Source organism: Clostridium sp. MD294 (assembly GCF_000364165.2).
Lineage (GTDB): Bacteria > Bacillota > Clostridia > Lachnospirales > Anaerotignaceae > Coprocola.
Genome location: NZ_CP097810.1, coordinates 845,235 through 869,793 on the forward strand (window position 1 = coordinate 845,235; position 24,559 = coordinate 869,793).

27 protein-coding genes and 1 pseudogene are annotated in these 24,559 nt (G+C 29.4%); 15 read left to right on the forward strand and 13 right to left on the reverse strand.

Annotated features, from left to right (window positions below; genetic code table 11):
- Positions 1-7: 7 nt before the first annotated feature.
- The 4 genes from trxA to C820_RS04080 all read right to left on the reverse strand — a co-directional run bounded on the left by trxA (position 8) and on the right by C820_RS04080 (position 2,487).
- Entirely contained in the window at positions 8-325 is a 318-nt protein-coding gene (trxA, locus tag C820_RS04065; protein ID WP_004038074.1) for a thioredoxin, read from the reverse strand.
- A 290-nt stretch (positions 326-615) separates the two neighbouring features.
- Complete coding sequence (locus C820_RS04070) at positions 616-1,422, reverse strand: hypothetical protein (protein ID WP_004038073.1); 807 nt, start codon at positions 1,420-1,422, stop codon at positions 616-618.
- Positions 1,419-2,120, reverse strand: a complete 702-nt coding sequence (locus tag C820_RS04075) for an ABC transporter ATP-binding protein (RefSeq protein ID WP_004038072.1) — start codon at positions 2,118-2,120, stop codon at positions 1,419-1,421. The genes C820_RS04070 and C820_RS04075 overlap by 4 nt, the downstream gene beginning before the upstream one ends.
- Entirely contained in the window at positions 2,113-2,487 is a 375-nt protein-coding gene (locus tag C820_RS04080; protein WP_004038060.1) for a GntR family transcriptional regulator, read from the reverse strand. Before C820_RS04080 ends, C820_RS04075 begins: the two co-directional genes overlap by 8 nt.
- Before the next feature lie 169 nt (positions 2,488-2,656).
- Between C820_RS04080 and C820_RS04085 the strand changes: the two genes are divergently transcribed.
- The 4 genes from C820_RS04085 to C820_RS04100 all read left to right on the forward strand — a co-directional run bounded on the left by C820_RS04085 (position 2,657) and on the right by C820_RS04100 (position 6,963).
- Positions 2,657-2,875, forward strand: coding sequence for a DUF6870 family protein (locus C820_RS04085; protein ID WP_004038058.1), 219 nt, complete (start codon positions 2,657-2,659; stop codon positions 2,873-2,875).
- A 167-nt stretch (positions 2,876-3,042) separates the two neighbouring features.
- Positions 3,043-4,404, forward strand: coding sequence for a bifunctional UDP-N-acetylglucosamine diphosphorylase/glucosamine-1-phosphate N-acetyltransferase GlmU (glmU, locus tag C820_RS04090; protein ID WP_004038056.1), 1,362 nt, complete (start codon positions 3,043-3,045; stop codon positions 4,402-4,404).
- 120 nt (positions 4,405-4,524) lie between these two features.
- Positions 4,525-5,496, forward strand: coding sequence for a ribose-phosphate diphosphokinase (locus tag C820_RS04095; RefSeq protein WP_004038054.1), 972 nt, complete (start codon positions 4,525-4,527; stop codon positions 5,494-5,496).
- A 486-nt stretch (positions 5,497-5,982) separates the two neighbouring features.
- Entirely contained in the window at positions 5,983-6,963 is a 981-nt protein-coding gene (locus tag C820_RS04100) for a 2-hydroxyacid dehydrogenase (RefSeq protein WP_004038053.1), read from the forward strand.
- 65 nt (positions 6,964-7,028) lie between these two features.
- On the opposite strand, the gene C820_RS04105 is transcribed toward C820_RS04100, so the two are convergent.
- Positions 7,029-7,382, reverse strand: coding sequence for an arsenate reductase family protein (locus C820_RS04105; protein WP_004038050.1), 354 nt, complete (start codon positions 7,380-7,382; stop codon positions 7,029-7,031).
- 203 nt (positions 7,383-7,585) lie between these two features.
- Here C820_RS04105 and C820_RS04110 point away from each other — a divergent pair, with 203 nt between their 5' ends.
- The 4 genes from C820_RS04110 (at position 7,586) to C820_RS04125 (ending at position 11,094) form a co-directional block, all read left to right on the forward strand.
- Complete coding sequence (locus tag C820_RS04110; protein WP_004038048.1) at positions 7,586-8,539, forward strand: 2-hydroxyacid dehydrogenase; 954 nt, start codon at positions 7,586-7,588, stop codon at positions 8,537-8,539.
- A 117-nt stretch (positions 8,540-8,656) separates the two neighbouring features.
- Entirely contained in the window at positions 8,657-9,376 is a 720-nt protein-coding gene (locus C820_RS04115; RefSeq protein WP_004038047.1) for an MBL fold metallo-hydrolase, read from the forward strand.
- Positions 9,377-9,381: 5 nt separating this feature from the next.
- Entirely contained in the window at positions 9,382-10,212 is an 831-nt protein-coding gene (locus C820_RS04120; protein WP_004038046.1) for a Cof-type HAD-IIB family hydrolase, read from the forward strand.
- 60 nt (positions 10,213-10,272) lie between these two features.
- Positions 10,273-11,094 (forward strand): divergent polysaccharide deacetylase family protein, encoded by an 822-nt coding sequence (locus C820_RS04125; protein WP_004038044.1) that lies wholly within the window; start codon positions 10,273-10,275, stop codon positions 11,092-11,094.
- Positions 11,095-11,148: 54 nt separating this feature from the next.
- On the opposite strand, the gene C820_RS04130 is transcribed toward C820_RS04125, so the two are convergent.
- Both C820_RS04130 and C820_RS04135 read right to left on the reverse strand, forming a co-directional pair.
- Positions 11,149-11,367, reverse strand: a complete 219-nt coding sequence (locus C820_RS04130; RefSeq protein WP_004038043.1) for a hypothetical protein — start codon at positions 11,365-11,367, stop codon at positions 11,149-11,151.
- Between the two features lie 130 nt (positions 11,368-11,497).
- Positions 11,498-12,316, reverse strand: a complete 819-nt coding sequence (locus C820_RS04135; RefSeq protein WP_004038042.1) for a peptidylprolyl isomerase — start codon at positions 12,314-12,316, stop codon at positions 11,498-11,500.
- A gap of 157 nt (positions 12,317-12,473) precedes the next feature.
- Here C820_RS04135 and C820_RS04140 point away from each other — a divergent pair, with 157 nt between their 5' ends.
- The 5 genes from C820_RS04140 (at position 12,474) to C820_RS04160 (ending at position 17,322) form a co-directional block, all read left to right on the forward strand.
- A complete protein-coding gene (locus C820_RS04140; RefSeq protein WP_004038039.1) occupies positions 12,474-12,785 on the forward strand; it encodes a YbjQ family protein in 312 nt (103 codons plus the stop codon).
- 245 nt (positions 12,786-13,030) lie between these two features.
- Positions 13,031-14,365, forward strand: a complete 1,335-nt coding sequence (locus C820_RS04145) for a DUF512 domain-containing protein (protein WP_004038037.1) — start codon at positions 13,031-13,033, stop codon at positions 14,363-14,365.
- The gene (gene der / locus C820_RS04150) at positions 14,362-15,687 is read left to right on the forward strand and encodes a ribosome biogenesis GTPase Der (protein WP_004038035.1); all 1,326 of its coding nucleotides are present in this window, start codon (positions 14,362-14,364) and stop codon (positions 15,685-15,687) included. Before C820_RS04145 ends, der begins: the two co-directional genes overlap by 4 nt.
- Before the next feature lie 13 nt (positions 15,688-15,700).
- Positions 15,701-16,318, forward strand: a complete 618-nt coding sequence (gene plsY, locus C820_RS04155) for a glycerol-3-phosphate 1-O-acyltransferase PlsY (RefSeq protein ID WP_004038033.1) — start codon at positions 15,701-15,703, stop codon at positions 16,316-16,318.
- A gap of 14 nt (positions 16,319-16,332) precedes the next feature.
- Positions 16,333-17,322 carry an NAD(P)H-dependent glycerol-3-phosphate dehydrogenase gene (locus C820_RS04160; protein WP_004038032.1) on the forward strand — a complete coding sequence of 330 codons (990 nt, stop codon included), beginning with the start codon at positions 16,333-16,335 and terminating at the stop codon, positions 17,320-17,322.
- 52 nt (positions 17,323-17,374) lie between these two features.
- On the opposite strand, the gene C820_RS04165 is transcribed toward C820_RS04160, so the two are convergent.
- Genes C820_RS04165 through C820_RS04175 form a run of 3 tightly spaced genes read right to left on the reverse strand, consistent with a single transcriptional unit; the run spans position 17,375 to position 20,680 of the window.
- Complete coding sequence (locus C820_RS04165; protein WP_004038031.1) at positions 17,375-18,598, reverse strand: ATP-binding protein; 1,224 nt, start codon at positions 18,596-18,598, stop codon at positions 17,375-17,377.
- A 23-nt stretch (positions 18,599-18,621) separates the two neighbouring features.
- A complete protein-coding gene (locus C820_RS04170) occupies positions 18,622-19,620 on the reverse strand; it encodes an ATP-binding protein (protein ID WP_004038030.1) in 999 nt (332 codons plus the stop codon).
- Positions 19,621-19,636: 16 nt separating this feature from the next.
- Complete coding sequence (locus C820_RS04175) at positions 19,637-20,680, reverse strand: DnaD domain protein (protein ID WP_035296947.1); 1,044 nt, start codon at positions 20,678-20,680, stop codon at positions 19,637-19,639.
- A gap of 160 nt (positions 20,681-20,840) precedes the next feature.
- Here C820_RS04175 and C820_RS04180 point away from each other — a divergent pair, with 160 nt between their 5' ends.
- On the forward strand, positions 20,841-21,092 hold the full coding sequence (locus C820_RS04180) for a FeoA family protein (protein WP_004038028.1): 252 nt from the start codon (positions 20,841-20,843) through the stop codon (positions 21,090-21,092).
- A pseudogene (gene feoB / locus C820_RS04185) lies at positions 21,076-22,428 on the forward strand (ferrous iron transport protein B); the annotation flags it as partial. The gene C820_RS04180 and the pseudogene feoB, both read left to right, overlap by 17 nt.
- A 65-nt stretch (positions 22,429-22,493) precedes the next feature.
- Here feoB and C820_RS04190 read toward each other — a convergent pair.
- From C820_RS04190 to C820_RS04200, 3 genes are read right to left on the reverse strand one after another with little or no spacing between them, the layout of a single operon-like run.
- On the reverse strand, positions 22,494-22,661 hold the full coding sequence (locus tag C820_RS04190; protein WP_004038025.1) for a hypothetical protein: 168 nt from the start codon (positions 22,659-22,661) through the stop codon (positions 22,494-22,496).
- A gap of 36 nt (positions 22,662-22,697) precedes the next feature.
- Entirely contained in the window at positions 22,698-23,339 is a 642-nt protein-coding gene (locus C820_RS04195) for an HAD family hydrolase (RefSeq protein WP_004038023.1), read from the reverse strand.
- A 17-nt stretch (positions 23,340-23,356) separates the two neighbouring features.
- Positions 23,357-24,553 carry a vWA domain-containing protein gene (locus C820_RS04200; RefSeq protein WP_004038021.1) on the reverse strand — a complete coding sequence of 399 codons (1,197 nt, stop codon included), beginning with the start codon at positions 24,551-24,553 and terminating at the stop codon, positions 23,357-23,359.
- Positions 24,554-24,559: the final 6 nt, after the last annotated feature.

Here is a 24,559-nt window from a genome sequence, read left to right on the forward strand (position 1 = left end):
ATTTATATTATAACAAACGATTTAATTTTTCGGTCAAATGTTCTTCTGGTACAGCACCTATTACTTGGTCTTTTATTTCTCCATTTTTAAAAAACAGCATACAAGGTACATTCATAACATTATATTTTACTGCTAAATCTTCACACTCATTAATGTCTACTTTTGCAACTTTTGCTTTTCCTTCATAATCTTTTGCTAATTTTTCCATAATTGGCCCCATCATTTGACAAGGACCACACCACGTTGCAGAAAAGTCAACTAATACAGGTTGATTGCTTTGTAATACTTCTTTATCAAATTCATTTGTTTTTAAATGTAACAACATAAATGATTTCCTCCTTCTGTACAATCGATATTACACTTTTATTATAATAAAAAATAAAATGTTTATACCAAATATAACAGAACTAGTATAAAAAATCAATAATAATTTTTAGATAATAATTATTATTAAATATATTAAAAATTTTTTTAATTTTGTGTATAATTTTTTTATAGTTGTTTATAATTACTATTGAGAATGTTATTCTCCCCCATACAAATAACATTCTTTCTACTTCTTCCCCTAAAAAAAGAGTTGACTTTCTTTTGAGATTGTCAGCTCTTTTTTCATTGTTATTTTATATTTACTTTTTTTGTCAATATATAACTGCATCCTATAAGAAATAGGACAATAGTGATAATAGAAACTGTTATCATAGAAAAAAATACAGTACTGTTTTGTCCCTCTACTAGTAGATTGATTGTTGATGTAAATGTAGTTAAAAATGGAGAAGAATAAGTAAAAAATACAACTCTCAATAAATTTTTTGTAATAATGCTTTCTATTATATTTACTATAAAATACAACAATAAAGCAATAATAATATTTCCTTTTTTGAAACAAGGCAAATATGCTACAGAAATAACAAAATAAACACGTGCAATGTTTACACCAATTCTTACTAATATAGATACAAATGTACAAAAAACAAAATATCCTTGTTCTGACATTACCCTTTGTATCAGTTTTATTAATGTATAAGATGTTTGTATCATATCATCTGGTATACTCCACAGCATAAATTGAGCTACACCTAGAGAACAAATAATAATTGTTATAATTAAAACAACATTCCAAAACATAGCAATTACAAATTTAGAACATACCAATTCCCAGCCTTTTACAGGCAATGTAAACATTAAATAGCCTTCTCTACCATGAAGATTTTTATAATATCTGTTAAGCAATGTAATCAAATAAGCAACAAATGTACCTCCTCCTATCACAAAACAAGCTCCAGAAAACAGTATCAACATCATTTTATTTGGAATTTTCATACTCATACATAGCAATATTGTGAGCAAAACAAAACTCGCCATAATTGTAAAAAATACTTTATAAGTAGATTTAATTTCATATTTCATTAATTTTAACATCATATTTTGTACACCTCCCTAAATAGTGCATCAATGGATAATCCTTTTTGTTCTCTTATGGTATCTACATATTCGTCAAGTTCTATTTTTCCGTCTTTTAAAAATAACACTTTATCAAATATTCTTTCTACATCATGTATTAAATGAGTAGAAAGTAATATAGAGCTTTCATTGGAATAGTTTTTTAATATTGTGCTGAGTATATAATCTCTTGCAGCAGGGTCAACACCACCTATAGGCTCATCTAGTATATATATTTTAGCCTCTCTTGACATTACAAGTATCAGCTGTATTTTTTCTTGCATACCTTTTGACATTGTAGTAATTTTTTGTTTTTCTTCTAACTGTAATGAATGTGCCATATCTCTTGCTTTTTCTATATTAAAATTTGTATAAAAATCACTGAAAAGAGAAAAAGCATCTTTTACTGTCATCCAATTACTTAAATATGTTTTTTCAGGTAAATAAGAAACGATTGATTTAGTATAAGTGTTAGGAGCGTTTCCGTCAATCAAAACAGTTCCTTTATAATCTTTTATCAATCCTACTATAGTTTTTAATAATGTAGTTTTTCCACAGCCATTTGGCCCTAAAAGTCCTACAATTTGTCCAGAGTTTATTGTTAAATTTAATCCCTTTAATACTTCTTTATTGCCATATTTTTTTTCAAGTTGTTTGATTTCTATAATATTATTATTCATTGTTTTTTCTCTCCTTTTGCCATGTTTCTATTTTTTGTATAATTTCTTTTTTACTATAACCTATTTGTTCCATATAACCCATAAATTTCTGTAATTCTTGTTCTGCCAATCGATTTCTTAGTGTCATAATGATACCTTCATCAGTTGTTACAAAGCGACCTGATGTCCTTTCTGTATAAAATAAATTTTCTCTTTCCATTTCTGATAATGCCCTTTGCATTGTATTAGGATTGACTTCAAATTCTTGTGCAAGTTCTCTTACAGAAGCAATTTTTTCTCCAGCAGCTAATTTTCCAGAAACGATACGTATTTTCATTTCCATTATAATTTGCATATAGATAGGTATTTTATTGTCATATTCTTTCACAAAAAGTATACTCCTTTATTATATTATTGTATTAGATACTTAATACAATAATATAATAATATTTTATTTTTATATTGTCAATATATTTTTTATATTATTTTATAGCATATCCTTTTTTAGATTTCATACAATGTAGTATATATAGCTATAGAAAGGAGTTTTGTTTTTTATGGAAGAAGAAAAAAAACTTATAGATATTACAGAAGTAGTGATAAATAAAGACTTACCTCAACAACAAAGAATAATTGACTTTTTGAACCAAATAGAAAATCCCTATGATTTTTTATGTCATGATTATAAAGTAAAAATAAAATTTTCTGAAAATAGTTCTGTTACAATACAAGATGTTTTAAAACGTTATTATGAAATGATGCAAAATCAGCCATAAAAAAGACAAGCTATATTGTTATTTTTCTGTTTTATGTTCCTCTTGAAAAAGATAGTAAAAAATGAGATAATAGTCATATAAAATTGTTGTTTATTTCTATTGTGTTATGATATAAAGTAAAAAAGACAATAATAATAGAATGTTTATTATATTGAAGGAGAAAATGTATGAAGTCATTTAAAACAATTATATTAGCAGCAGGAGAAGGCACTCGTATGAAATCTAAAAAACCGAAAGTGTTTCATGAGTTATTTCATACTCCTATGATTTGTCATGTTATAAAAGCGGCAGAACATTGTAATACAGAAGCACTATGTGTTGTGGTGGGACATAAGGCAGAAGAAGTTAAAAAAGCGATTGGAAATAAAAATGTTTCATTTGCATTGCAACAGCAACAAATGGGTACAGGTCATGCAGTAATGCAGGCAATGGATTTTATAGAAGAGGATAAAAATATATTGATACTATATGGAGATACTCCTCTGATTACAAAAGAAAGTTTACAAGAATTGTTAACATTTCACGAAAAAGAAAATAATAGTGTTTCTATTGTTTCTGCTATATTAGAAAATCCTGCAGGATATGGTCACATTATAAGAGATGAAAAAGGCAATTTTTTAAAAAACATAGAACACAAAGATGCTTCAGAAGAACAAAAATTAATAAAAGAAATTAATACAGGCATTTATTGTTTTAAAGGTGCTGATTTAAAAAAAGCACTTTCTCAGTTAACAAATGATAATGCACAAGGAGAATATTATTTACCAGATACATTAGAAATTATATTGCAGTATGGAGGAAAAGTAAATGCACTGATTACAACAGATGCTTCTGCATTTTTTGGTGTAAATTCTCGTGCACAATTAGCAGAAGCAATTTCTATTATGCAAAAAAGAATTAATAAAAAACATATGGAAAATGGTGTAACAATACTATCACCTGAAAATACTTGGATTGACCCAGAAGTAGAAATTGGACAAGATACCATATTATATCCTAATACTATTATAGAAGGTAATACAGTAATAGGACAAGACTGTAGTATTGGTCCAAATGCAAAATTAACAAATATGATAATAGAAAATGAAGTGCAGCTTCAATATAGTGTTGCAATGAATTCTACTATAGGAAATGGTGCAAATATAGGGCCTTTTGCATATATTCGTCCAGATTGTCATATTGGAGATGGTGTAAAAGTAGGTGATTTTGTAGAAGTTAAAAATTCTACTATAGGAAATGGCACAAAAATTCCTCATCTTACTTACGTTGGAGATACAGATGCAGGAGAAAAAATTAATTTTGGCTGTGGTAGTATTACAGTAAATTATGATGGTAGTAAAAAACATAGAACTATTGTGGAGGATAATGTGTTTGTAGGTTGTAATGCAAATTTAGTAGCTCCTGTTACTATAAAAAAAGGTTCTTATATTGCAGCTGGTTCTACTATTACAAGAGATGTTCCTGAAGAAGTACTTGCTGTAGCAAGAGCAAGACAGCAAATAATTGAAGGTTGGGTAAAAAAACATTGATTTTTATGGAATAATGTTGAAATATAGTCGTATTTGATGTAATATAGAATTGTATTTACTTTTGCCATGTAATGTGGCACGACACTATTGAGCAGAAAAAACCATAGGGGGATATATGAAATGACTTATAACTGCAATAGCGATATTAAAATTTTTGCTTGCAATTCTAACAAAGACTTGGCTGAAAAAATCGCAAAAGACTTAGGATTAACAGTAGGAAATTCTGAGGTGGAGAAATTTAGTGACGGAGAAATTTTTGTTAAAATTAATGAAACCATTCGTGGTGCAGACGTATATATTATTCAGTCTACTTGTGCACCTGTCAATGATAATTTAATGGAATTACTTATTATGATTGATGCTATGAAAAGAGCTTCCGCAGGTAGAATTAATGCGGTAATTCCTTATTATGGATATGCAAGACAAGACAGAAAAACACGTGCTAGAGACCCTATTAGTGCAAAATTAGTTGCAAATCTAATTGCTTGTGCTGGTGCAGATAGAGTTTTAACAATGGATTTACATTGTGCACAAATACAAGGATTTTTTGATATACCAGTTGACCACCTTTTAGGAGCACCGCTTTTGGTAAAACATTATTATGAGAAATTTCATCATGCAGATAATATTGTTGCGGTATCTCCAGATTTGGGAAGTGTAGGCAGAACAAGAAATTTTGCAGAAAAAATGAATATTCCTCTGGCAATTATTGATAAAAGAAGACCAAAAGAAAATGTCAGTGAAATTATGAATATTATTGGCGATATAGAAGGAAAAAAAGTAATATTAATAGATGATATGATTGATACAGCAGGTACTATTACAAATGCAGCGAACGCATTGAAAGAAAGAGGAGCAGAAGAAGTATATGCTTGTTGTACACACCCTGTACTTTCTGGTCCTGCAATAGAAAGAATTGAAAATTCTGCAATAAAAGAGCTAATTGTATTAAATACTATTACATTACCTCCAGAAAAACGTATTTCAAAAATAAAAGAGTTAACTGTAGCAGATATTTTTGCAGATGCTATCAATAGAATACATGAAGGTATTTCTGTTTCTAAATTGTTTGACATTGAAATTAAATCTTAATATAAAACAACAGCATAGTTATTTTACTATGCTGTTTTTGTGTTTTTTTACAATTTATATGCTGTTTTTTCTATATAAATATAAAAAATTTTTCAGTAACTTTATTTTTTTTATAATACTGTTATTTTTTTGGCTTAATTTTTCAAAAAATATGTATTTTTGGCAAAAATCATTGTGATTTTGTAATATATCAGATTTTATTTCTCATGCAGTTTGTCTAAAAAAGTCACTGAATTTTTATAAAAAAAATAAATAATTATCATAACAATTTAAAAATTTTAGAAATATATAAAAAAATTGGTGAAAAAGTAGATTATTTTTACAAAAGATATTGACAAATTTATAAAAATATATTATATTGTTAAAAGTAAGACAAGCAAAGGCTTGTAATCACGTATAGAAAATTATTTTATAGATAAAGATATGAAAATATATCTTTATTTTCACAACTACTTATTAATATATAATTTTTAGGAGGAATTTGATATGAAAATTGCATTTTTCGACACAAAACCTTATGACAAAATAGCTTTTGACGCTGTTTCCAAAGAATTGGGCTATGAAATAACTTATTTTGAAGAAAGATTAACTCCAGCAACAGCAGACAAAGCAAAAGGTTTTGATGCTACTTGTAGTTTCGTAAATGACGAAGCAACTGCAGAAGTTATACAAACATTAAAAGATGGCGGCGTTAAAGTTATGCTTTTAAGATGTGCTGGTTTTGACAGCGTTGATTTAGCAAAAACAAAAGAATTAGGTATTCCTGTATTAAGAGTACCTGCATATTCTCCAGAGTCTGTTGCAGAACATGCTGTTGCTTTGCTTCAAACTGTAAACAGAAATACTCATTTAGGTTCTAACAGAACAAAAGAATTCAATTTCAATATTAATGGTTTAATGGGTATTGCTCTTGTTGGTAAAACAGCTGGTGTAGTAGGTACAGGTAAAATTGGTAAATGTGCTGTAAACATATTAAAAGGATTTGGTATGAAAATTATCGCTTATGATGCTTTTCCAGATAAGTCCAGTGACATCGAATATGTAACATTAGATGAACTTTATGCAAAATCTGATGTAATTACATTACACTGCCCATTGTTCCCAGAAACAAAACATATGATTAATAAAGACTCTATTGCAAAAATGAAAGATGGAGTATTATTAGTAAATACTTCTAGAGGTGGCTTAATCAATACTGAAGATTTATTAGCTGCTGTAAAAGCTGGAAAATTCAGAGGTGTAGGTCTTGACGTTTGTGAAAAAGAACATGAATATTTCTATGAAGACAGAAGCAACATTACAGACAAAGACCCTGTATTAAATGAATTATTACATGATGATAGAGTTATATTGACAGGTCATCAAGCATTCTTTACAGAAGAAGCTTTAAGAGCAATTGCTGAGGTTACATTAGGAAACTTGAAAGCATTTGTTGATGGTGCTGAATTAGTAAACCAAGTAAAATAATATTATAAAAAAGTGCTGTCGCTTTTGATAAATTATCATAAAGCGGCAGCTTTTTTATTTGTATATTATTTTAGTTTTTCCCATTCTGCCTCTTTAAAACCAATTAATATACTGTTTTCTGTTATAATAAGAGGTCTTTTGACAAGCATACCATTTGTAGAAAGTATAGTATATTGTTCTTGTTCCGTCATATCTTTTAATTTATCTTTTAATCCTAATTCTTTGTATACTAATCCACTTGTGTTAAAAAACTTTTTTAATGGCAAACCGCTTTTTTGATGCCATAGTTTTAATTCTTGTTCTGTAGGATTTTGTTCTGCAATATTTCTGTCTTCAAAAGTGATATTGTTTTCTTCCAACCATTTTTTAGCTTTTTTGCAAGTACTACATTTTGGATATTGTAAAAATAATATAGACATTATATTCCCCTTTCTTATGATATAAAATTTATACTTTTTTATTATACAATATTTTTGTAACAAGCTCTGCAAAAAATAAAAAATTTTGTAAAAAAATATATTTTTTATAGTAGAATGAAAAAAAGTTTATTGATTTTTATATTTTTATAGCTTACAATAAAATTAGTTTTATACAAATTAAATAAATATATAGGAGGGATAGCATGAAAATTGTTATTATAGAACCTTTAGGCATTACATTAGAAAAGGTAGAAGAAGCTGCAAAAGTAGTAAAGCAAAAAGGACATGAGGTAGTTTATTATGAAACTAGAACAGAAAATGCTGAGGAATTAGTAGAAAGAGGAAAAGATGCAGATATTATTATTGTAGCAAATTTACCTTTCCGAAAAAATGTAATAGAATATTGCCAAAATTTGAAATTGCTTTCTGTTGCTTTTACAGGAGTAGATCATATAGATATTGATTATTGTAAACAAAAAGGAATTATGGTATGTAATGCAGCAGGATATTCTACAAATGCAGTTGCAGAATTAGCATTTGGATTAGCTATTTCTGTATTAAGAAATATCCCTGCTTGTGATAATGTAACAAGAGTAGAAGGTACAAAAGCAGGACTTGTTGGTACTGAATTGTATAATAAAACATTTGGTGTAGTTGGTACAGGTGCTATTGGTACAAAAGTGGCTTTGATAGCAAAAGCTTTTGGTTGTAATGTTATAGCATACAGCAGAACAGAAAGAGAAAATGTAAAACAAGCTGGTATACAATATGTTTCTTTGGAAGAATTATTAAAACAAAGTGACATTGTATCGCTTCATGTACCTTTTAATAATGAAACAAAAGAATTGATAGGAAAAGAACAAATTTCATTGATGAAAAAAACAGCAATACTTTTGAATACAGCAAGAGGCGGTGTTGTTGATAATAAAGCACTTGCTGATGCACTAAATGAACAAAAAATAGCTGGAGCAGGCATTGATGTATTTGAAATGGAGCCTCCTATTGCTAAAACACATCCATTAGTAAATGCAAAACATACTGTATTAACACCTCATGTTGCTTTTGCTTCTGATGAAGCATTGTATACAAGAGCATTAATTGTATTTGACAATATTATAAATTGGGAAGCAAACACACCAAAAAATGTAATTGTTTAAAAAGAAAAAAATAAAAAGACATTAGAACTATACTAATGTCTTTTTTTGTGCTATTGTCAATTTAGTTTATATTGATTAAAATAATATTATATAAAAAAAGAAAAGGAATGATAAAAAATGATACAAGTAACTTATTTCCACCATAGCGGATTTATGGTAGAAACAGAAAATAATTGTTTGATATTTGATTACTTTACAGAAAACGGTAAATATGATTTTTTAGATATTTCAAAATATAGTTCTAAAAAAATAATTGTGTTTGTATCTCATTTTCATCAGGACCATTATGACAGCAAAATATTTGATTGGCAAAAAGTAATACCACAAATACAATATGTTTTATCAGATGATGTAACACCTATTAAATTTGTTCAAAATGTGCATAAAGTACATTTTGGAAAAACTTATCAAATAGATGATATTATAGTAGAAACATTTCATTCCAATGATGAAGGTGTTGCCTTTTTAGTAAAGGTAGATAACAAAGTGATTTATCATGCAGGAGATTTGAATTGGTGGCATTGGAATGGAGAAAGTGATAAATTTAATAAAGGTATTGCTGGTATGTATAAAAAAGAAATTGATAATATGAAAGATACTGTTATTGACGTTGTATTTGTACCAGTAGACCCTCGTTTAGAAGAAAATTATATACTTGGCTTAGATTATATTATGAGAACAGTAAAAGTAAAAAAGGCATTTCCTATGCACTTTTGGGAAAAGTATAATGTTTATGACACTTTACAAAATGATGAAAGGAGTGTAAATTATAGAAGCTGTGTTGTTCCCATTCAGCATACAAATGAATTGTTTGTAATAAAAGAGGAGGAAGTATAAATAATATGAGCATTAAATTGATAGCATTAGATATGGATGGTACACTTATGAATAGCAAAAGTGAACTATCCGAAGGAAATAAAAAGGCATTAGAAAAGGCAATGCAAGCAGGTATATTAGTAGTACCAGCAACGGGACGTGTTTATAGCACATTACCAGAAAGCGTAAAAAATTTACATGGTGTAAAATATGTGCTTTCTTCTAATGGTGCTGCAGTATATCGTGTAGGAGAACAAAAACCTATTTATACTAATTTTATGAGTGCAGAAAAGGCACTAAAAATTTATGAAGCAATAAAAAAAGTACATTGCGTAAAAGAATTTTATATTAATGGATATGGATATTTTGAGAAAAAAATATTAGATTGTATTGATACATTTGATATATTGCCTGCTTTTCGTAAATATTATAAAACAACAAAAGTAGCAGTAGAGAACATAGAAGAATTTATAGCACAAAATAAACAAGGCGTAGAAAAAATTAATTTGCCATGGATTACAATAGAATTAAGAAAAGAATTATTACAGTGTCTTTCTGCCATAGAAGATATTGCATTAACTTCTTCTTTAGGAGCAAATATAGAAATTAATAATAAAGGAGCAAATAAAGGAGATGGATTAAAAGGACTTTGTAATGTGATAGGACTGGATATGTCAGAAGTAATGGCTTTTGGAGATGGCGGAAATGATTTAGAAATGATAGAACAATCAGGTTATGGTATTGCTATGGCAAATGGAGAAGAAGTAGTAAAACAAAAAGCAAAATTTGTAACATTGTCAAATGATGAAGATGGCGTTGCATACGCTATTGAAAAATTTTGTTTTAGAAATTCATAATTGTCATAATATTGTTTTCTTTCTATAAATATATATTAAATGATATTTGGAGGAAAGAATATGTTTTTAATATTTGAGGGAAAACAAATTTTAAAAAAATGTTTGTTGTATTTATGTGCCTTTTTATGCCTTTTATGCGTTACTAGAAAGTTTCAACCAAAAGCAGCAACTGCTTCTGTAGATACTTCTAGTAAAAAGTATATTGCAATTGTAATTGATGATTTTGGATATAATGGAGAAGGTACAGATGATATGATAGCATTGGATATTCCTTTTACAGCGGCAGTAATGCCATTTTCAAGTAATTCAGCAGAAAATGTTTCAAAATTGCAGTCTGCAGGAAAAGAAATGATTGTACATATGCCTATGGAATCCTTGACAGGTAAAAAGGAATGGGTAGGAGATAAAGGAGTATTTACTTCTATGTCTGATGAAGAAATTGCACAATGTGTTGAACAAGCATTTTCTATTGTGCAAGGAGCTACAGGAATTAATAATCATATGGGTTCTGCTATTATGGAAAATGAAAGATGCTTTTCTGCAGTAATGAATGTAGTAGCACAAAAAGGCCTTGTTTTTGTGGATAGTATGACAACAGCAAATTCTGTTGGAGATGCTGTATGTCATGAAAAAGGAGTAACAATATTAAAAAGAGATATATTTTTAGATAGTACAGATGATATTAATGTGGTAAAAAAACAAATTATACAGACAGCAGAAGTTGCAAAACAAAAAGGATATGCTGTAGGTATTGGACACGTAGGACCAGAAGGTGGAAATATTACAGTACAGGCAATTAAAGAATTAGCACCAGAACTAGAAAAACAAGGTATTGTGTTTGTTACTGTAAGTCAGCTAAAAGAAATTTTAGCATCACAATAATATAATTGAAATAATAAAAGGGTGGTGTATATACCGCCCTTTTTGGTACATATTTTATTTATTAAAAAATTCTCTTGTGCTAACAATAATACCAATAATTGCTAAAACACAAAATATTACAAAAGGAAGTGTTATGTTGCAGTCAAATATTTTGTTGATAATATTAATATTATTACTAGAAAATAGTGGATTTTGTTGTGCTGCAATAATACAAAAACCAATGCCAATACTGCCACTTATTAACAAACCAATACCATATAACATATTTTTCATAAAATTCCCCTTTCTATCATAATGCATCACTTCTTTTATAGTAACAATATTAGTATAGCATATAAATTATTATTTGAATAGTTTTTTGTACAAAAAAGGACAGCTTTATATACTGTTCATTAAAATAGTATTATTCATTTGCATGATATGGTTCTATTGTAATTTTTTCAATAATAATGTCTTCTACTGGTTTATCAGAAGTATCTGTTTGTGTAACAGCAATAGTATCTACAGTATCTAAGCCACTGTATACTTGTCCGAATATGGTGTAAACACTTCCAGAAAACACATTTTCTAATTCAATAGAACCACCATTTTGTTCATAGTAGTCTATTGATTTATCTGTAAAAGCATTTTTCATTTGGTTAATACTAATGAATTTTTCACCTAAATAAATACCCATATTGTCGCCATCTTCTTGTGTTGTTTTAGATTGTTTTATTGTTTGTAATATTTGTTCTGAAACAGCATTATTTTGTACTATAAAAAATTGACTGCCGTTTGTGTTAGGGCCTCTGTTTGCCATAGCAACAGCACCTCTAAAAAAGTATAATTCGTCAGAAGGTTCGTCTTCAAAATCTTTTTGCCAAATACTTTCTCCTCCTGTACCAGTTCCTGTAGGGTCACCACCTTGTATCATAAAATTGTTTATTACTCTATGAAATATTAAACCATCAAAATATCCTTCTTTTGCATGTGTTTTGAAGTTTTCAACAGCTTTAGGTGCTTGTTCAGCGAAAAACTGCATACGAATTTCACCTTTATTTGTTTGTATTACAGCGATTTCATCACCTTCTTTAGGCATTTGTGATTGTAAAAGTTCTGCATTTTCATCACGTTGTTGTGTTTGACTACTTTCTAAAGTGTTATTATTTTCTGCATTTGCAGAACAACCTACAGCAGAAAAAAGAAACATTGTCATAATAAAACAAGTAAGTGCTTTTTTCATTTTTTTCAATCCTTTCTGTTATAAATACTATTTTGTCATTGTAGTATACTTTTTTAATGCTGTCAATGTATTGCAAAAGTAATTTATTAATTTGCAAATTTTTGAAAATATATTTATAATTGATATTATTAAAGTATACCATAAGGAGGTTAATAGTATGTTAATTGTAAATACAGATTATATTTCAGGAAAAGAGTTAGAAATGTTAGGAATGGTAAAAGGAAGTACTATACAATCAAAGCATTTAGGAAAAGATATTTCACAAGGTTTTAAAACATTAGTAGGTGGAGAATTAAAAGCTTATACAGAAATGATGAATGATGCACGTGCTTTGGCAATGCAAAGAATGATAACAGAAGCAGAAACAATGGGAGCAGATGCTATTGTAAATGTACGTTATTCTTCTTCCTCTGTTATGCAAGGAGCTGCTGAGGTAATGGCATATGGTACAGCAGTAAAATATAAATAAAATGATAAAAAAAGCTGTAACTTTTATTTATTGAAGTTACAGTTTTTTATTATTAATTTTTCTTATTATAATAAAGTATAATTTTTTTTAAAATTTCTTTTTTTGCTTTATTATATTTATTGCTTGACATTCAATAAATTTATAGTTTTACTCTTTATTTTTGTCTGAATTTAAAAACACTCCTTTGTATTTGTCAATAAACTATGATATAATGTAGCCGATTGTAATATAGAGAGGATATTGAAATGGAGCTAAAACAAAATGTGATTATCAAAATAGAACAAGATAGTATTGCACAAGAATTAGGTATACAAGCAGGAGATATTTTACTAGCTGTGAATGGACAAAGTGTACAAGACGTTTTTGATTATCGATATTTGATGCAAGAAGAATATGTTGAATTGACAATACGTACTATAGAAGGAGAAGAATATATTGCAGAAATAGAAAAAGAAGAAGAAGAAGATATTGGTATTATATTTGAAAGTGGTTTGATGGATAATGCCAAGAGCTGCAAAAATAAATGTATATTTTGTTTTATAGACCAGTTACCAAAAGGTATGAGAGAAAGCCTTTATTTTAAAGATGATGATTCTCGTTTGTCATTTTTGCAAGGAAATTATGTTACATTAACAAATATGTCAGAAGAGGATATCAACCACATTATATTTTATCATCTTTCTCCTATTAATGTTTCTATACACACAACAGATTTAGAATTGAGAAAAAAAATGCTGAAAAATCCTAATGCAGATAAAGTACTTGAAGTAATGAAAAAGTTAGCAGATGCAGGAATAGAAATGAATTTACAAGTTGTTCTTTGTAGAGGAATAAATGATGGAACAGTATTAGATAAAACAATAAAAGACTGTGTTTATTTTTTTCCTTATGCAAGAAGTATGTCTGTTGTACCTATTGGTTTAACAAAATATAGACAAAATTTGTATACTATGATACCTTTTGATAAACAAGAAAGTAAAAAAGTTATTACACAAGTAGAATATTGGCAAAAAAAATTAAAACAGAAATTAGGAACTTCATTTGTGTTTTTGTCAGATGAATTTTATTTAAAAGCAGGTTGTAATTTACCTGATTATACTTTTTATGAAAATTTTGAACAGTATGAAAATGGAGTTGGTATGCTTTCACTTTTAGAAGTAGAATTTGAACAAGCATTACAACAATATCAACATAAATTGCCAAAACAAAAACAAAATACAATTTCTATAGCAACAGGAGAAGCAGCATATAACTTGATTAAAAAACTATGTGATAAAGTAATGGAATATTGCCCTAAATGGAATATTTATGTTTATAAAATACGAAATGACTTTTTTGGATATGAAATTACAGTTTCTGGACTTCTTACAGGACAAGACATTATAAAACAGCTGACCAAAAAAAAATTAGGAAGTTATCTTCTTTTACCAGAAAACCTTTTAAGAAATGATACCACAATGCTTTTAGATGATATAGAAGTAGAAGATATTGAAAGAGAATTAAATATAATGATTAAAATAACAAAAAATACAGGAGAAGCGTTACTGTGTAATATTTTAGATTTGGAGGAAAATAAATGAGTAAACCTATTGTAGCAGTAGTAGGAAGACCAAATGTAGGAAAGTCTACACTTTTTAACCGTTTGGCAGGAGAAAGAATTTCTATTGTACAAGATACACCTGGTGTAACAAGAGATAGAATTTATGCAGATGTAGAGTGGACAGGCAGAAAATTTACATTGATTGACACTGGTGGCATGGAAATTGGTACAGAGGATATTATAGTGAAGCAAATATTACAACAGGCAGAAATTGCTATTGAAACAGCAGATGTAATATTATTTATTACAGATGCAAAATCTGGTATGACAGATGATGATAAACAAGTAGCAAATATGCTTAGAAGAACAAAAAAACCTGTTGTATTAGCGGTAAATAAAATAGATAATGTAAATAGAGATAGTATGAATATTTATGAATTTTATGAGTTAGGTATAGGCGACCCGATTGCTATTTCTGCAGGGCAAGCATTGGGATTAGGGGATATGTTAGATGAAGTAATTTCCTATTTTCCGGAACAGCAGTCAGAGGAAGAAGAAGACGACGTTATAAAAGTAGCAATTATAGGTAAACCAAATGTAGGAAAATCTTCTTTGATAAATAAAATATTGGGAGAAGATAGGCTAATTGTAAGTAATATTCCTGGAACAACAAGAGATGCTATTGATAGTCCTATTGAAATTGATGGACAAAAATATGTTTTTATTGATACAGCAGGAATGAGAAGAAAAAGTAAAATTAAAGAAGAAATTGAACGATTTAGTATTATTAGAGCAGTTGCAGCAGTGGAAAGATGTGATGTAGCAATATTAGTAATTGATGCAGAAGAAGGCATTACAGACCAAGATACTAAAATTGCAGGAATTGCACATGAAAGAGGACGTGCAGCTATTGTTGCAGTAAATAAATGGGACGCTATTGAAAAAAATGATAAAACAATGAACCAGTATTTAAAAGATATTGGCAATGAGCTTGCTTATATGCCTTATGCACCAAAAGTATTTATATCTGCTTTGACAGGACAAAGAATTACTAGAATGTTGGAATTGATACAAACAGTATATCAAAATCATGCTTTACGTATCAGCACAGGCGTTTTAAATGATGTTTTGATAGAAGCAACTGCAATGCAACAGCCTCCAGCAGATAAGGGAAGACAACTAAAACTATATTATATGACACAAGTTTCTATAAAACCGCCTACATTTGTGATATTTGTAAATGATAGAGAACTATTTCATTTTTCATACAAAAGATATATTGAAAATCAATTACGAGAGGCATTTGGATTTGTTGGTACACCAGTACATTTTATTATAAGAGAAAAGGGAAAAGAAAATTAAAGGGGATAGAAAAATGTTTCGCTTTATTTGTATATTGTTGGGGTATGGTATTGGCTGTTTACAGTCTGCTTATTTAGTAGGTAAAATTGTAGGACATGTGGATTTAAGACAATATGGCAGTGGTAATTTAGGTACAACAAATGCTTTGAGAGTGCTAGGAAAAAAAGCGGGTGCTATTACATTTATTTGTGACATTTTAAAATCTGTAGTGGGTTTTTTGTTGTGCAAAATACTTTTTAAAGATATACCATTAGCAGGACTTTATGGCTGTGTTGGTGTTATATTAGGGCATGATTTTCCTTTTTATTTAGGATTTAAAGGTGGAAAGGGCATTGCTTGTATGATAGGACTTGTATTATGTTTAAGTATCACAACATGGTATTTGCCTGCTTTTGCGTTTGGCATAGGTATTATTTGTATTGCTGCAACAAGATATGTTTCATTAGGTTCTATATCATTTGCTGTAATGATACCTGTTGTATTATATAAAGTAGGATTTCCATTAGAAGGCACTATCATTGCAATTTGTTTAGCAACATTAGCATTATATCAGCATAGAGCAAATATAAGCAGACTTTTGGCAGGAAATGAAAATAAATTAGGTATAAAAAGAATAGAAAAAAATATCTAAAGGGAGTGTGTTTTATGAAAAAAATTGCTGTAATAGGTGCAGGAAGTTGGGGAACTGCCTTAGCTGTAATGCTAGAACAAGATGGTCATGATGTCACTATGTGGGCAAGAAATGAAAAAGCTGTAGAAGATATGAGAAGAACAAGACAAAATAAACAGTATTTACCTGGTGTCATGTTAGGTGAAAATATTGATATTACTTGTGATGCAGAAAAAGCAATTCAATCAAAAGAAATTATAATTTCTGCAGTACCTTCTCGTGCAGTAAGAGAAACTATGACAAAATTTAAAGATTTGTTTCAAAAAGATGTAATTATTGTAAATGTAGCAAAAGGACTAGAACAGGACAGTTTGCTGAGGCTGTCAGAAGTAATAAAACAATGTGTACCACATTGTCACCCTTGTGTACTATCTGGCCCAAGCCATGCAGAAGAAGTAGGAAGATGTATTCCTACAGCTTGTGTGATTGCAACAGAAGAAAATGACATTGCAAAAATGATACAAAAGGAATTTATGAACCCTAATTTTAGATTGTATACTAACAATGATGTAATAGGGGTAGAAGTTGGTGCAGCTTTGAAAAATATTATTGCATTAGCAGCAGGTATGTCTGATGGTCTTGGTTTTGGAGATAATACCAAAGCAGCATTAATGACAAGGGGCATGACAGAAATGTCAAGACTTGGTATTGCTATGGGAGGAAAAGCAGAAACATTTGCAGGACTTTCTGGTATAGGAGATTTAATTGTAACTTGTACTAGTATGCACTCTAGAAATAGACGTGCGGGTATATTATTAGGAAAAGGAAAATCTCTTGATGAAACATTAGCAGAGGTAAAAATGGTAGTAGAAGGTATTAACACAGTACAAGCGGCGTGTGAATTAGCAAAAAAATATCATGTTTCTATGCCTATTACAGAAGAGATTAATCAAGTACTTTTCTATCATAAAAATGTAAGAGAGGCAGTATTACAACTTATGACAAGAGATGGAAAAGCAGAATGATACTAAAAAAAGGAGTTGATTTATTATAACTCCTTTTTTATTGTAATATTTGTTATTCCATGGCCATTTCAGATATTTGTAATTTAATAAATTGTCTTGCTGTTCTAGGGGAACGACCTCCTCTTGTAAGAGCAAAACGTTCTGCTAGTAGATGTAGTTCTTTTTGTTCTAAATCAATACTGTATTCTTCTGCAAGACTATCTACTATATCAAGATATTCTTCTTTATCTGGTACAGAAAACGTAATTTCTAAGCCAAACCTATCTGAAAGAGAGGAAGAAGTTTCCAAAGTATCTCTTAAATGAATTTCGTTATCTGTCATACGTTCTGACATTGTTTCTCTTACTAAATGACGTCTATTAGAAGTAGCATAAATTAAAATATTATCTGGTTTGCCTGCAACACCACCTTCAATAAATGCTTTTAATGCTGTAAACGTTTCATCTTCCTGTCGAAATGTCAAATCGTCTAAAAATAATATAAATTTAAAAGGACTTATTGACACTGTATCACATATTTTAGGAAAATATTTTAATTGTGCCATAGATAAGTCAATAATTTTTAAACCTTGATTTGCATATTCATTTACAACGGCTTTTACTGTAGAAGATTTTCCTGTGCCTTTGTCACCATATAACAATATATGGTTTGCTAATTTGCCTTGTAAAAAAGAAAGTGTATTTGACAATATTGCTCTTTTTTGCCTTTCATAACCTTTTAAATCAGAAAGGCGTATACTGTCAGATTGAGGTAAAGAAATAATTTCTCCTTTTTCTACTGTAAAAGCAGTTCCTCTTGCAAAATAACCATATCCTTTTTGTCTGTAAAGTTTATAAAGAGAAGCAACATCTTTTACAGGAAGTTGTGCAGAATTAGGAAAACGTGGTAATGTATGTAAAAAAGCACTTTCTTTAGGAAATGTTTTAACAGCTTGTTCAATAAGCATATCTCCTGTAATAGAAGAAACGGTTTCTAATACCTGTATATCAAATGATACGGAAGACTTTATGTGTTCTGGTATTTCTTCGAGAGATTTTTTACAACTTAAATCTGCAAAAATATTGTTGTCATATACAAGTTCTTCATAAAATAAACGAGATAAATCTTTGTGTTCAAATATATAGCCACAAAGTTCACCATAAGCACGACAAAAATCTTGTGCTGTTTTAGCGTAACTTTCCATAACATTATAAGTTAATTGAAATATAGGTGCTTCTGTTATGTGACGCAATGTAGTCAGAGAACAAGAAGCAAGTAAAAAATGTTTGATTTCCATAAAAAAGCTCCTTTTCTTTTGATTTATATACTATTTTCTTGATTTTTTTTGCGAATATCGCTTCCAAAAAATTTTAACATAATATATGTACCAGCAATACGAGAAACTACTCTGTCAGAATATTGATTAATCAGTTCATTAGGTGACAAATTGGTAGAAATAATAACAGGTTTTTTTGTTAACATTCTACTATTGATAATATGAAATAGCTTGGCACTAGAAAGTATGGTGCTAAATTCTGTACCTAAATCATCTATTATTAATAAATCTACTGTAAGCAAGTCTTTCATAACATCGTCTTTTTCTTCTTGATTGTTGTTGTCAAATTGCTGTTTTTCAATCATATCAAAAAGTTGTCCTGCTGTCATATAAAGTACAATGTACCCTTTGTCTAATAATTCTTTTGCAATACAATTACATAAAAATGTTTTACCTAATCCTGTTTCGCCATATAAAAATAAATTTTGAAATGTAGTATCAAAATTTTCACAAAAATTCATACATCTTTTAAAAATTTTTTTAATATTATCACTAGGTGACCAACCTTCATGCTCATTAATTTCTTCACTATAATATCGAATATCAAATGTATCAAAATTTTCTTGTTTTACAATTTCTTTGATGTTAGACTGGTCATATGCTAAATCAATTAATTTTTGTTTCATACAGTGACAAGGTACATTATTAATATAACCTGTATCTTTACAATCGTTACAAACAAAATTTAGCTGAAGTGCCTTTTCAGAAAAACCTAGTTCAGAAAGAAGTGCTTTTTTTTCTTTTTGTAACTGTGAAAGTGCTTTTTTTAATTTTTTTAAAAGTTGTTCCATATTTTCCGGTTTTTGAAGCACCATACGGGCAATATGAACACCTGTTAAAGCAATTTCTTGTTCGATTTCTTGTAAACGAGGACAAGCAGTATAAATTTCATTTCTATTTTTTTGCAATTCGTGTTGTTTTTGTGTTTGTATTTTTTCATATTGACGCAGTGCAGTTCTATACAGTTCTGATTTTGTGGCCATGTGAATACACTCCTATTCAACTTTTTTTTAAGCGTTCTCTTGCCAGTCTTTCTAATTCTTCAAAATCCCATTCTCTCTGCTTGTAGTTGACAAATCTGTTTTGTTTTATAGTAGCATTTTTATTTTGTTTAGAATTTGTTGCTTTTGATTTTGTATTTTGATTTTGTATTTTGGAAGACTGAAAATTTTTGTCTGAAATTTCGACATCTTCTATTGTTTTTATATTTTTATCATGCCAATCTTTTAATATAGTATCAGCATATTTAAACATATTACCATTTCCACCTGTTTGTAATATTGTTTTTTCGCAAGCTGTTAATATCATTTCTATATGAAAATGATATTCTGATGTCCATTTTTTAATATATTTTTCTTCTGCTGGTGTAATCATACGACCAGTAATTCCTAGAGTTTTCAAAATTTGTTTATAGCCATTTTCATGTAAATGAATATATTCTATTGCTTTATCTGGTGTTGTAATGCCTTCATTTGACCAACCTACTGCTACTTGTTCAATATAACGTAAGTCATAATGATTGTTTTTTGTACAATATGTAAAAAGTAGTTCTATAACTTCTAATGAAAGCTTTAGCCATTCGTGAAAACTGATTATAATATTCATATCTTTGTAAGATAATGTTCTAGCTAAATAGTTTTCTGCTAAAGAAAAAAGTCTTTGGGCAGTAGAACTATTTTTAACTATTGCTATCATTTCTTTTTGTGTATATTGAGGTGATGTAGTGTAAGTATTTTTTTGCGTGATTGTCTTTTGCTCTTTTTTCGATTTTACTGGCAAAAAATGAGCAGTATTATCTTTCAGTAATTTTACAATACCCTGTTCTTGCCAATATCTCCAGCTTTTTATAACATCACTTTCTAGTATATCAAGAGCTTCTGCAATGGATTGATTTGTTAAAGAAGTATCTCCACTTGAAATATGACAGTAGGCATATAAATATACCGTAACAAAAGAAGGCTGAGCCTTTGGCATATATTCTTCTATAAAAATATTTGAAATTTGTGTTGTTTGAGATTTCGGAAGTTCTACTGAAAAAGCCATTGTTTTATACCCCATTTTCTAATCGCAATTATCAATATGGTAGTATATCATATTTTTTTTAAAAATAAAAGAGTTTGAAAATGTTTTCAAAAGAGGGCAGGCACATATCATAAATGTTTATCGTATACTGAAAACAGCAGTAAGTGGAAAGAGGGAAATTATGAAGCAGACATTACAAAATAGTGCCAATGAAATGCCTTGTTATATTATAGAAATAAAAGCAGAGGAAAAACAAAAACTGCGACTTTATGATATGGGATTTTATGCAGGAAGTATTGTGACCCCTTTATATGAGTGTTGGGGAGGAGGTACGAAAGTTTATGAAGTCAAACAAACATTAATCGCACTTAGAAAAAAAGATGCAGAAAATATATGGGTAAGGGAGTTGAGGGAATATGGTCAAAAAGGATAAACAAATCATAATAGGTTTGGCAGGTAATCCTAACACAGGCAAAAGTACAGTATTCAACTGTTTAACTGGTTTAAAACAGCATACAGGAAATTGGTCTGGCAAAACAGTAACAAATGCAAAAGGCAGTTTTTTTTTAGAAGGAATACATTTTGAAATATATGATTTACCAGGTATCTATTCCCTTTTTTGTGATAGTGCGGAAGAATGCTGTGCAAAAGAATTTATTTGTTCTGTACAAACAGATGTTATGATTGTTGTGATAGATGCGACATCATTAGAGAGGAATTTAACATTAGTATTGCACATATTAGAATTAACAGAAAATGTAATACTTTGTATTAATTTAATAGACGAGGCACAAAAAAAAGGTATTGATATAGATAGTAAAAAATTGTCAGAAGAGTTAGGTATTCCTGTTGTTTGTACAAGTGCACGCTCTGGAAAGGGTATTACAGAATTGAAAAGAATAGTGCTATCTGTTGTAAATAAAGAAATTATAATTTCTCCTCATAAAACAACATTTCCTAAAGAAATAGAAATACTATGTGATGATTTTTTAAAACAAGCAGGTCATATTGTGCCAAAAGGCATTTCACCGAAATATTTTGCAATGGAAGTGTTAGAAGGAGATAAATGGTTTTTGAATATGCTTGTTGACAAATTAGATACCATACAAATGGAAGAATTGCTAGCAAGAGAGGAATTTGCAGAGCAATATTTGCAACAAATAGGATATACAAGAGAAAAATGGAAAGAACAAAGAAGCATTACTTTTTTAAAAAGAAGCTATGATATAGCTAAAAATGTTGTAACAGAAAAAACAGAAAAAGCAAAAAAAAGAGAGCGTTTATTAGATAATATTTTTCTTTCTAAAAAAACAGGTATACCAGTTATGATAGCATTACTGGCATTTATATTTTGGATTACAATAGCAGGTGCGAATATTCCTTCTAATTTGTTAATGGAATTGTTTTGGAATGTAGGAGAAAAATTAGGAACATTTTTAAATTGGTGTGCTGTGCCTGACTGGTTTTATGGCATTGTAAAAGATGGTATTTTTTTAACAGTAAGCTGGGTAGTTGCTGTAATGTTGCCACCTATGGCAATATTTTTTCCATTGTTTACAATATTAGAAGATTTTGGACTTTTACCACGAATTGCTTTTCATATGGACGGGTTATTTCAAAAAGCAAATGCACATGGTAAACAAGCATTAACGATGTGTATGGGATTTGGGTGTAATTCTGCTGGTGTTACAGCTTGTCGCATTATAGATTCTCCAAGAGAAAGATTAATTGCTATATTAACAAATAATTTTGTGCCCTGCAATGGCAGATTAGCACCACCATTGCTAGGGAAACAATAAAATACTATATTTGAATATTCTATTCCATTTTTTAATTAGTTAAGCTTATTTTGTGTAGGAAATGAAATTTGCTCTAAAGGGGGAGAGGTATATTTTTGAAGAAGTGAAAAATATAGCTTGTCACAACGGTTAAAAAAATCCTCCTGCTCTTTTGGAGCAAGAGGAACAATTTGAATATTTTGTGCTTGATTTTTAGCAGACATATAAAACACCTATTTCTATTTTTTATTATATTATGTTTACATTGTTTGAAATAGAATTTCTGCTTTTTGTGGAAGTTGTTCTATGCTGTCAATGAATGGTACTTCTGTATCTACTGTACCAAAGCCATATTTTGCATATAAAAAAGGAATATTTGCAATTTTTGTTGCATTATAATCTCCTTGTGTATCACCAATATAAAATGCTTTTTTTAAGTTATTTCTTTGCATAATCAGTTTAATGTTTTCTCCTTTAGGTTTTCCTGTTCTGCCAGAGTTTTCATAGTCTTTAAAATAGTGTCCTAATTTGTGATAGTCAAAAAATGCTTCTATATAACCAGCTTGACAATTACTTACAATGTACAAATCATATTTTTGTGATAATATCTGTAATGTTTTTTCTAAATTGTCAAAAAGTTTTCCGCCATTTTTAGCAATTTCAACTTCTTCTTGCTTTCCACATTCTTCTGTAATAGCAATTCTTTTTTGTTCTTCTACATCAGGTAAAAGTGTATTAAATATTTCTTCTGAAGTTTTTCCCATAAAGCCTTTTGCTTCTTCCATAGTCACTTTTTTGCCATTTAATTCTTTATATCTGTCAAAAACAGTATTCCAAGCATTTGCAACTGCTTGACAAGAGTCCCAAAGTGTACCATCTACATCAAATATAATTGCGTTCATAAATGTAACCTCCTTCATTATCGTGAAACAAGTAATTTTTTTAATCCTTCCTGCAAACCATCTACAGAAAGGGGATACATAGCAAATAAATCAGCAAGTACATCATAAGTATGTGACCAATAACTGCTCCATTGAGGACGTTTTGCAGGATTAAGCCATATAATATGAGGATATTTTTGTTTAAAGCGTTGAAACCATTCTATACCTGGTACATTGTCACGTACACCATAACTATAATAACTACCTGAAAGTAGTTCAGAAGGTTCCATCATGGCATCTCCTACAATAATCACTTTGTATTCGCTACTGATATTTTGTAGTATCCAGTTGGTATCTACAGCAAGTTTAACACGTAAACTAGGTTCTGTATAAACTTTAGAATAAATGCTGTTGTGAAAATAATATACTTTTAAATCTTTAAAATGACTCGATTTACTTACTGATTGAAATAAGGCACTACAAAGACGACTATAATATTCTACAGAACCTCCTGAGTCCATGAGTAATAACACTTTTACAGTATTTCTTCTAGGCTTTTGATAAACTACTTTTAATTTTCCTGCATTATTGCAAGTTTCCTGTATAGTATTGTCAATATCAAATTCTGTTTTAGGTGCGTCAATACGGCTAGAAAACTGGCGAAGTTGGCGAAAAGCTATTTGAAATTGTCTGGTATCTAATGTATTGTCATTACGAAAATCTCTAAAATTACGTTCACCTGCTACTTGAAAAGCTGTTTTATAACGGGAAACACCTCCCACACGTATGCCTTTAGGACTGTATCCACTGTTGCCAAATACTGATACGCCTCCTGTACCAACCCAATAACTGCCGCCGTTATGTTCTTCTTTTTGCTCTTGTAGACGTTCTAAAAGCATTTTTTGTATTTCTTCTGAAGACAAATATGCATTTTCTCTTGCTCTGTCCATATCAAATTTGTCTTTTGGTTTGTCTTTGGGATTTTCCAACCACTCCAATAATTCTTTTGGGAGTTCTTCTGTAAATTCCATATCTTTAAAATATTCTAAAAATGCACCGTCGAAACGGTCAAAATCAGTTTCACTTTTGACAAGTATAGCACGGCATAAATAATAAAATCCTGTAAAGCTGGAATGATGAAGCCCTTTTTTTAATGCTTCTAATAATGTCATCCATTCATTAAAAGAAACAGAAAGTCCACGCTTTCTTAAAAGGTAGAAAAAAGAACTGAACATATTTTA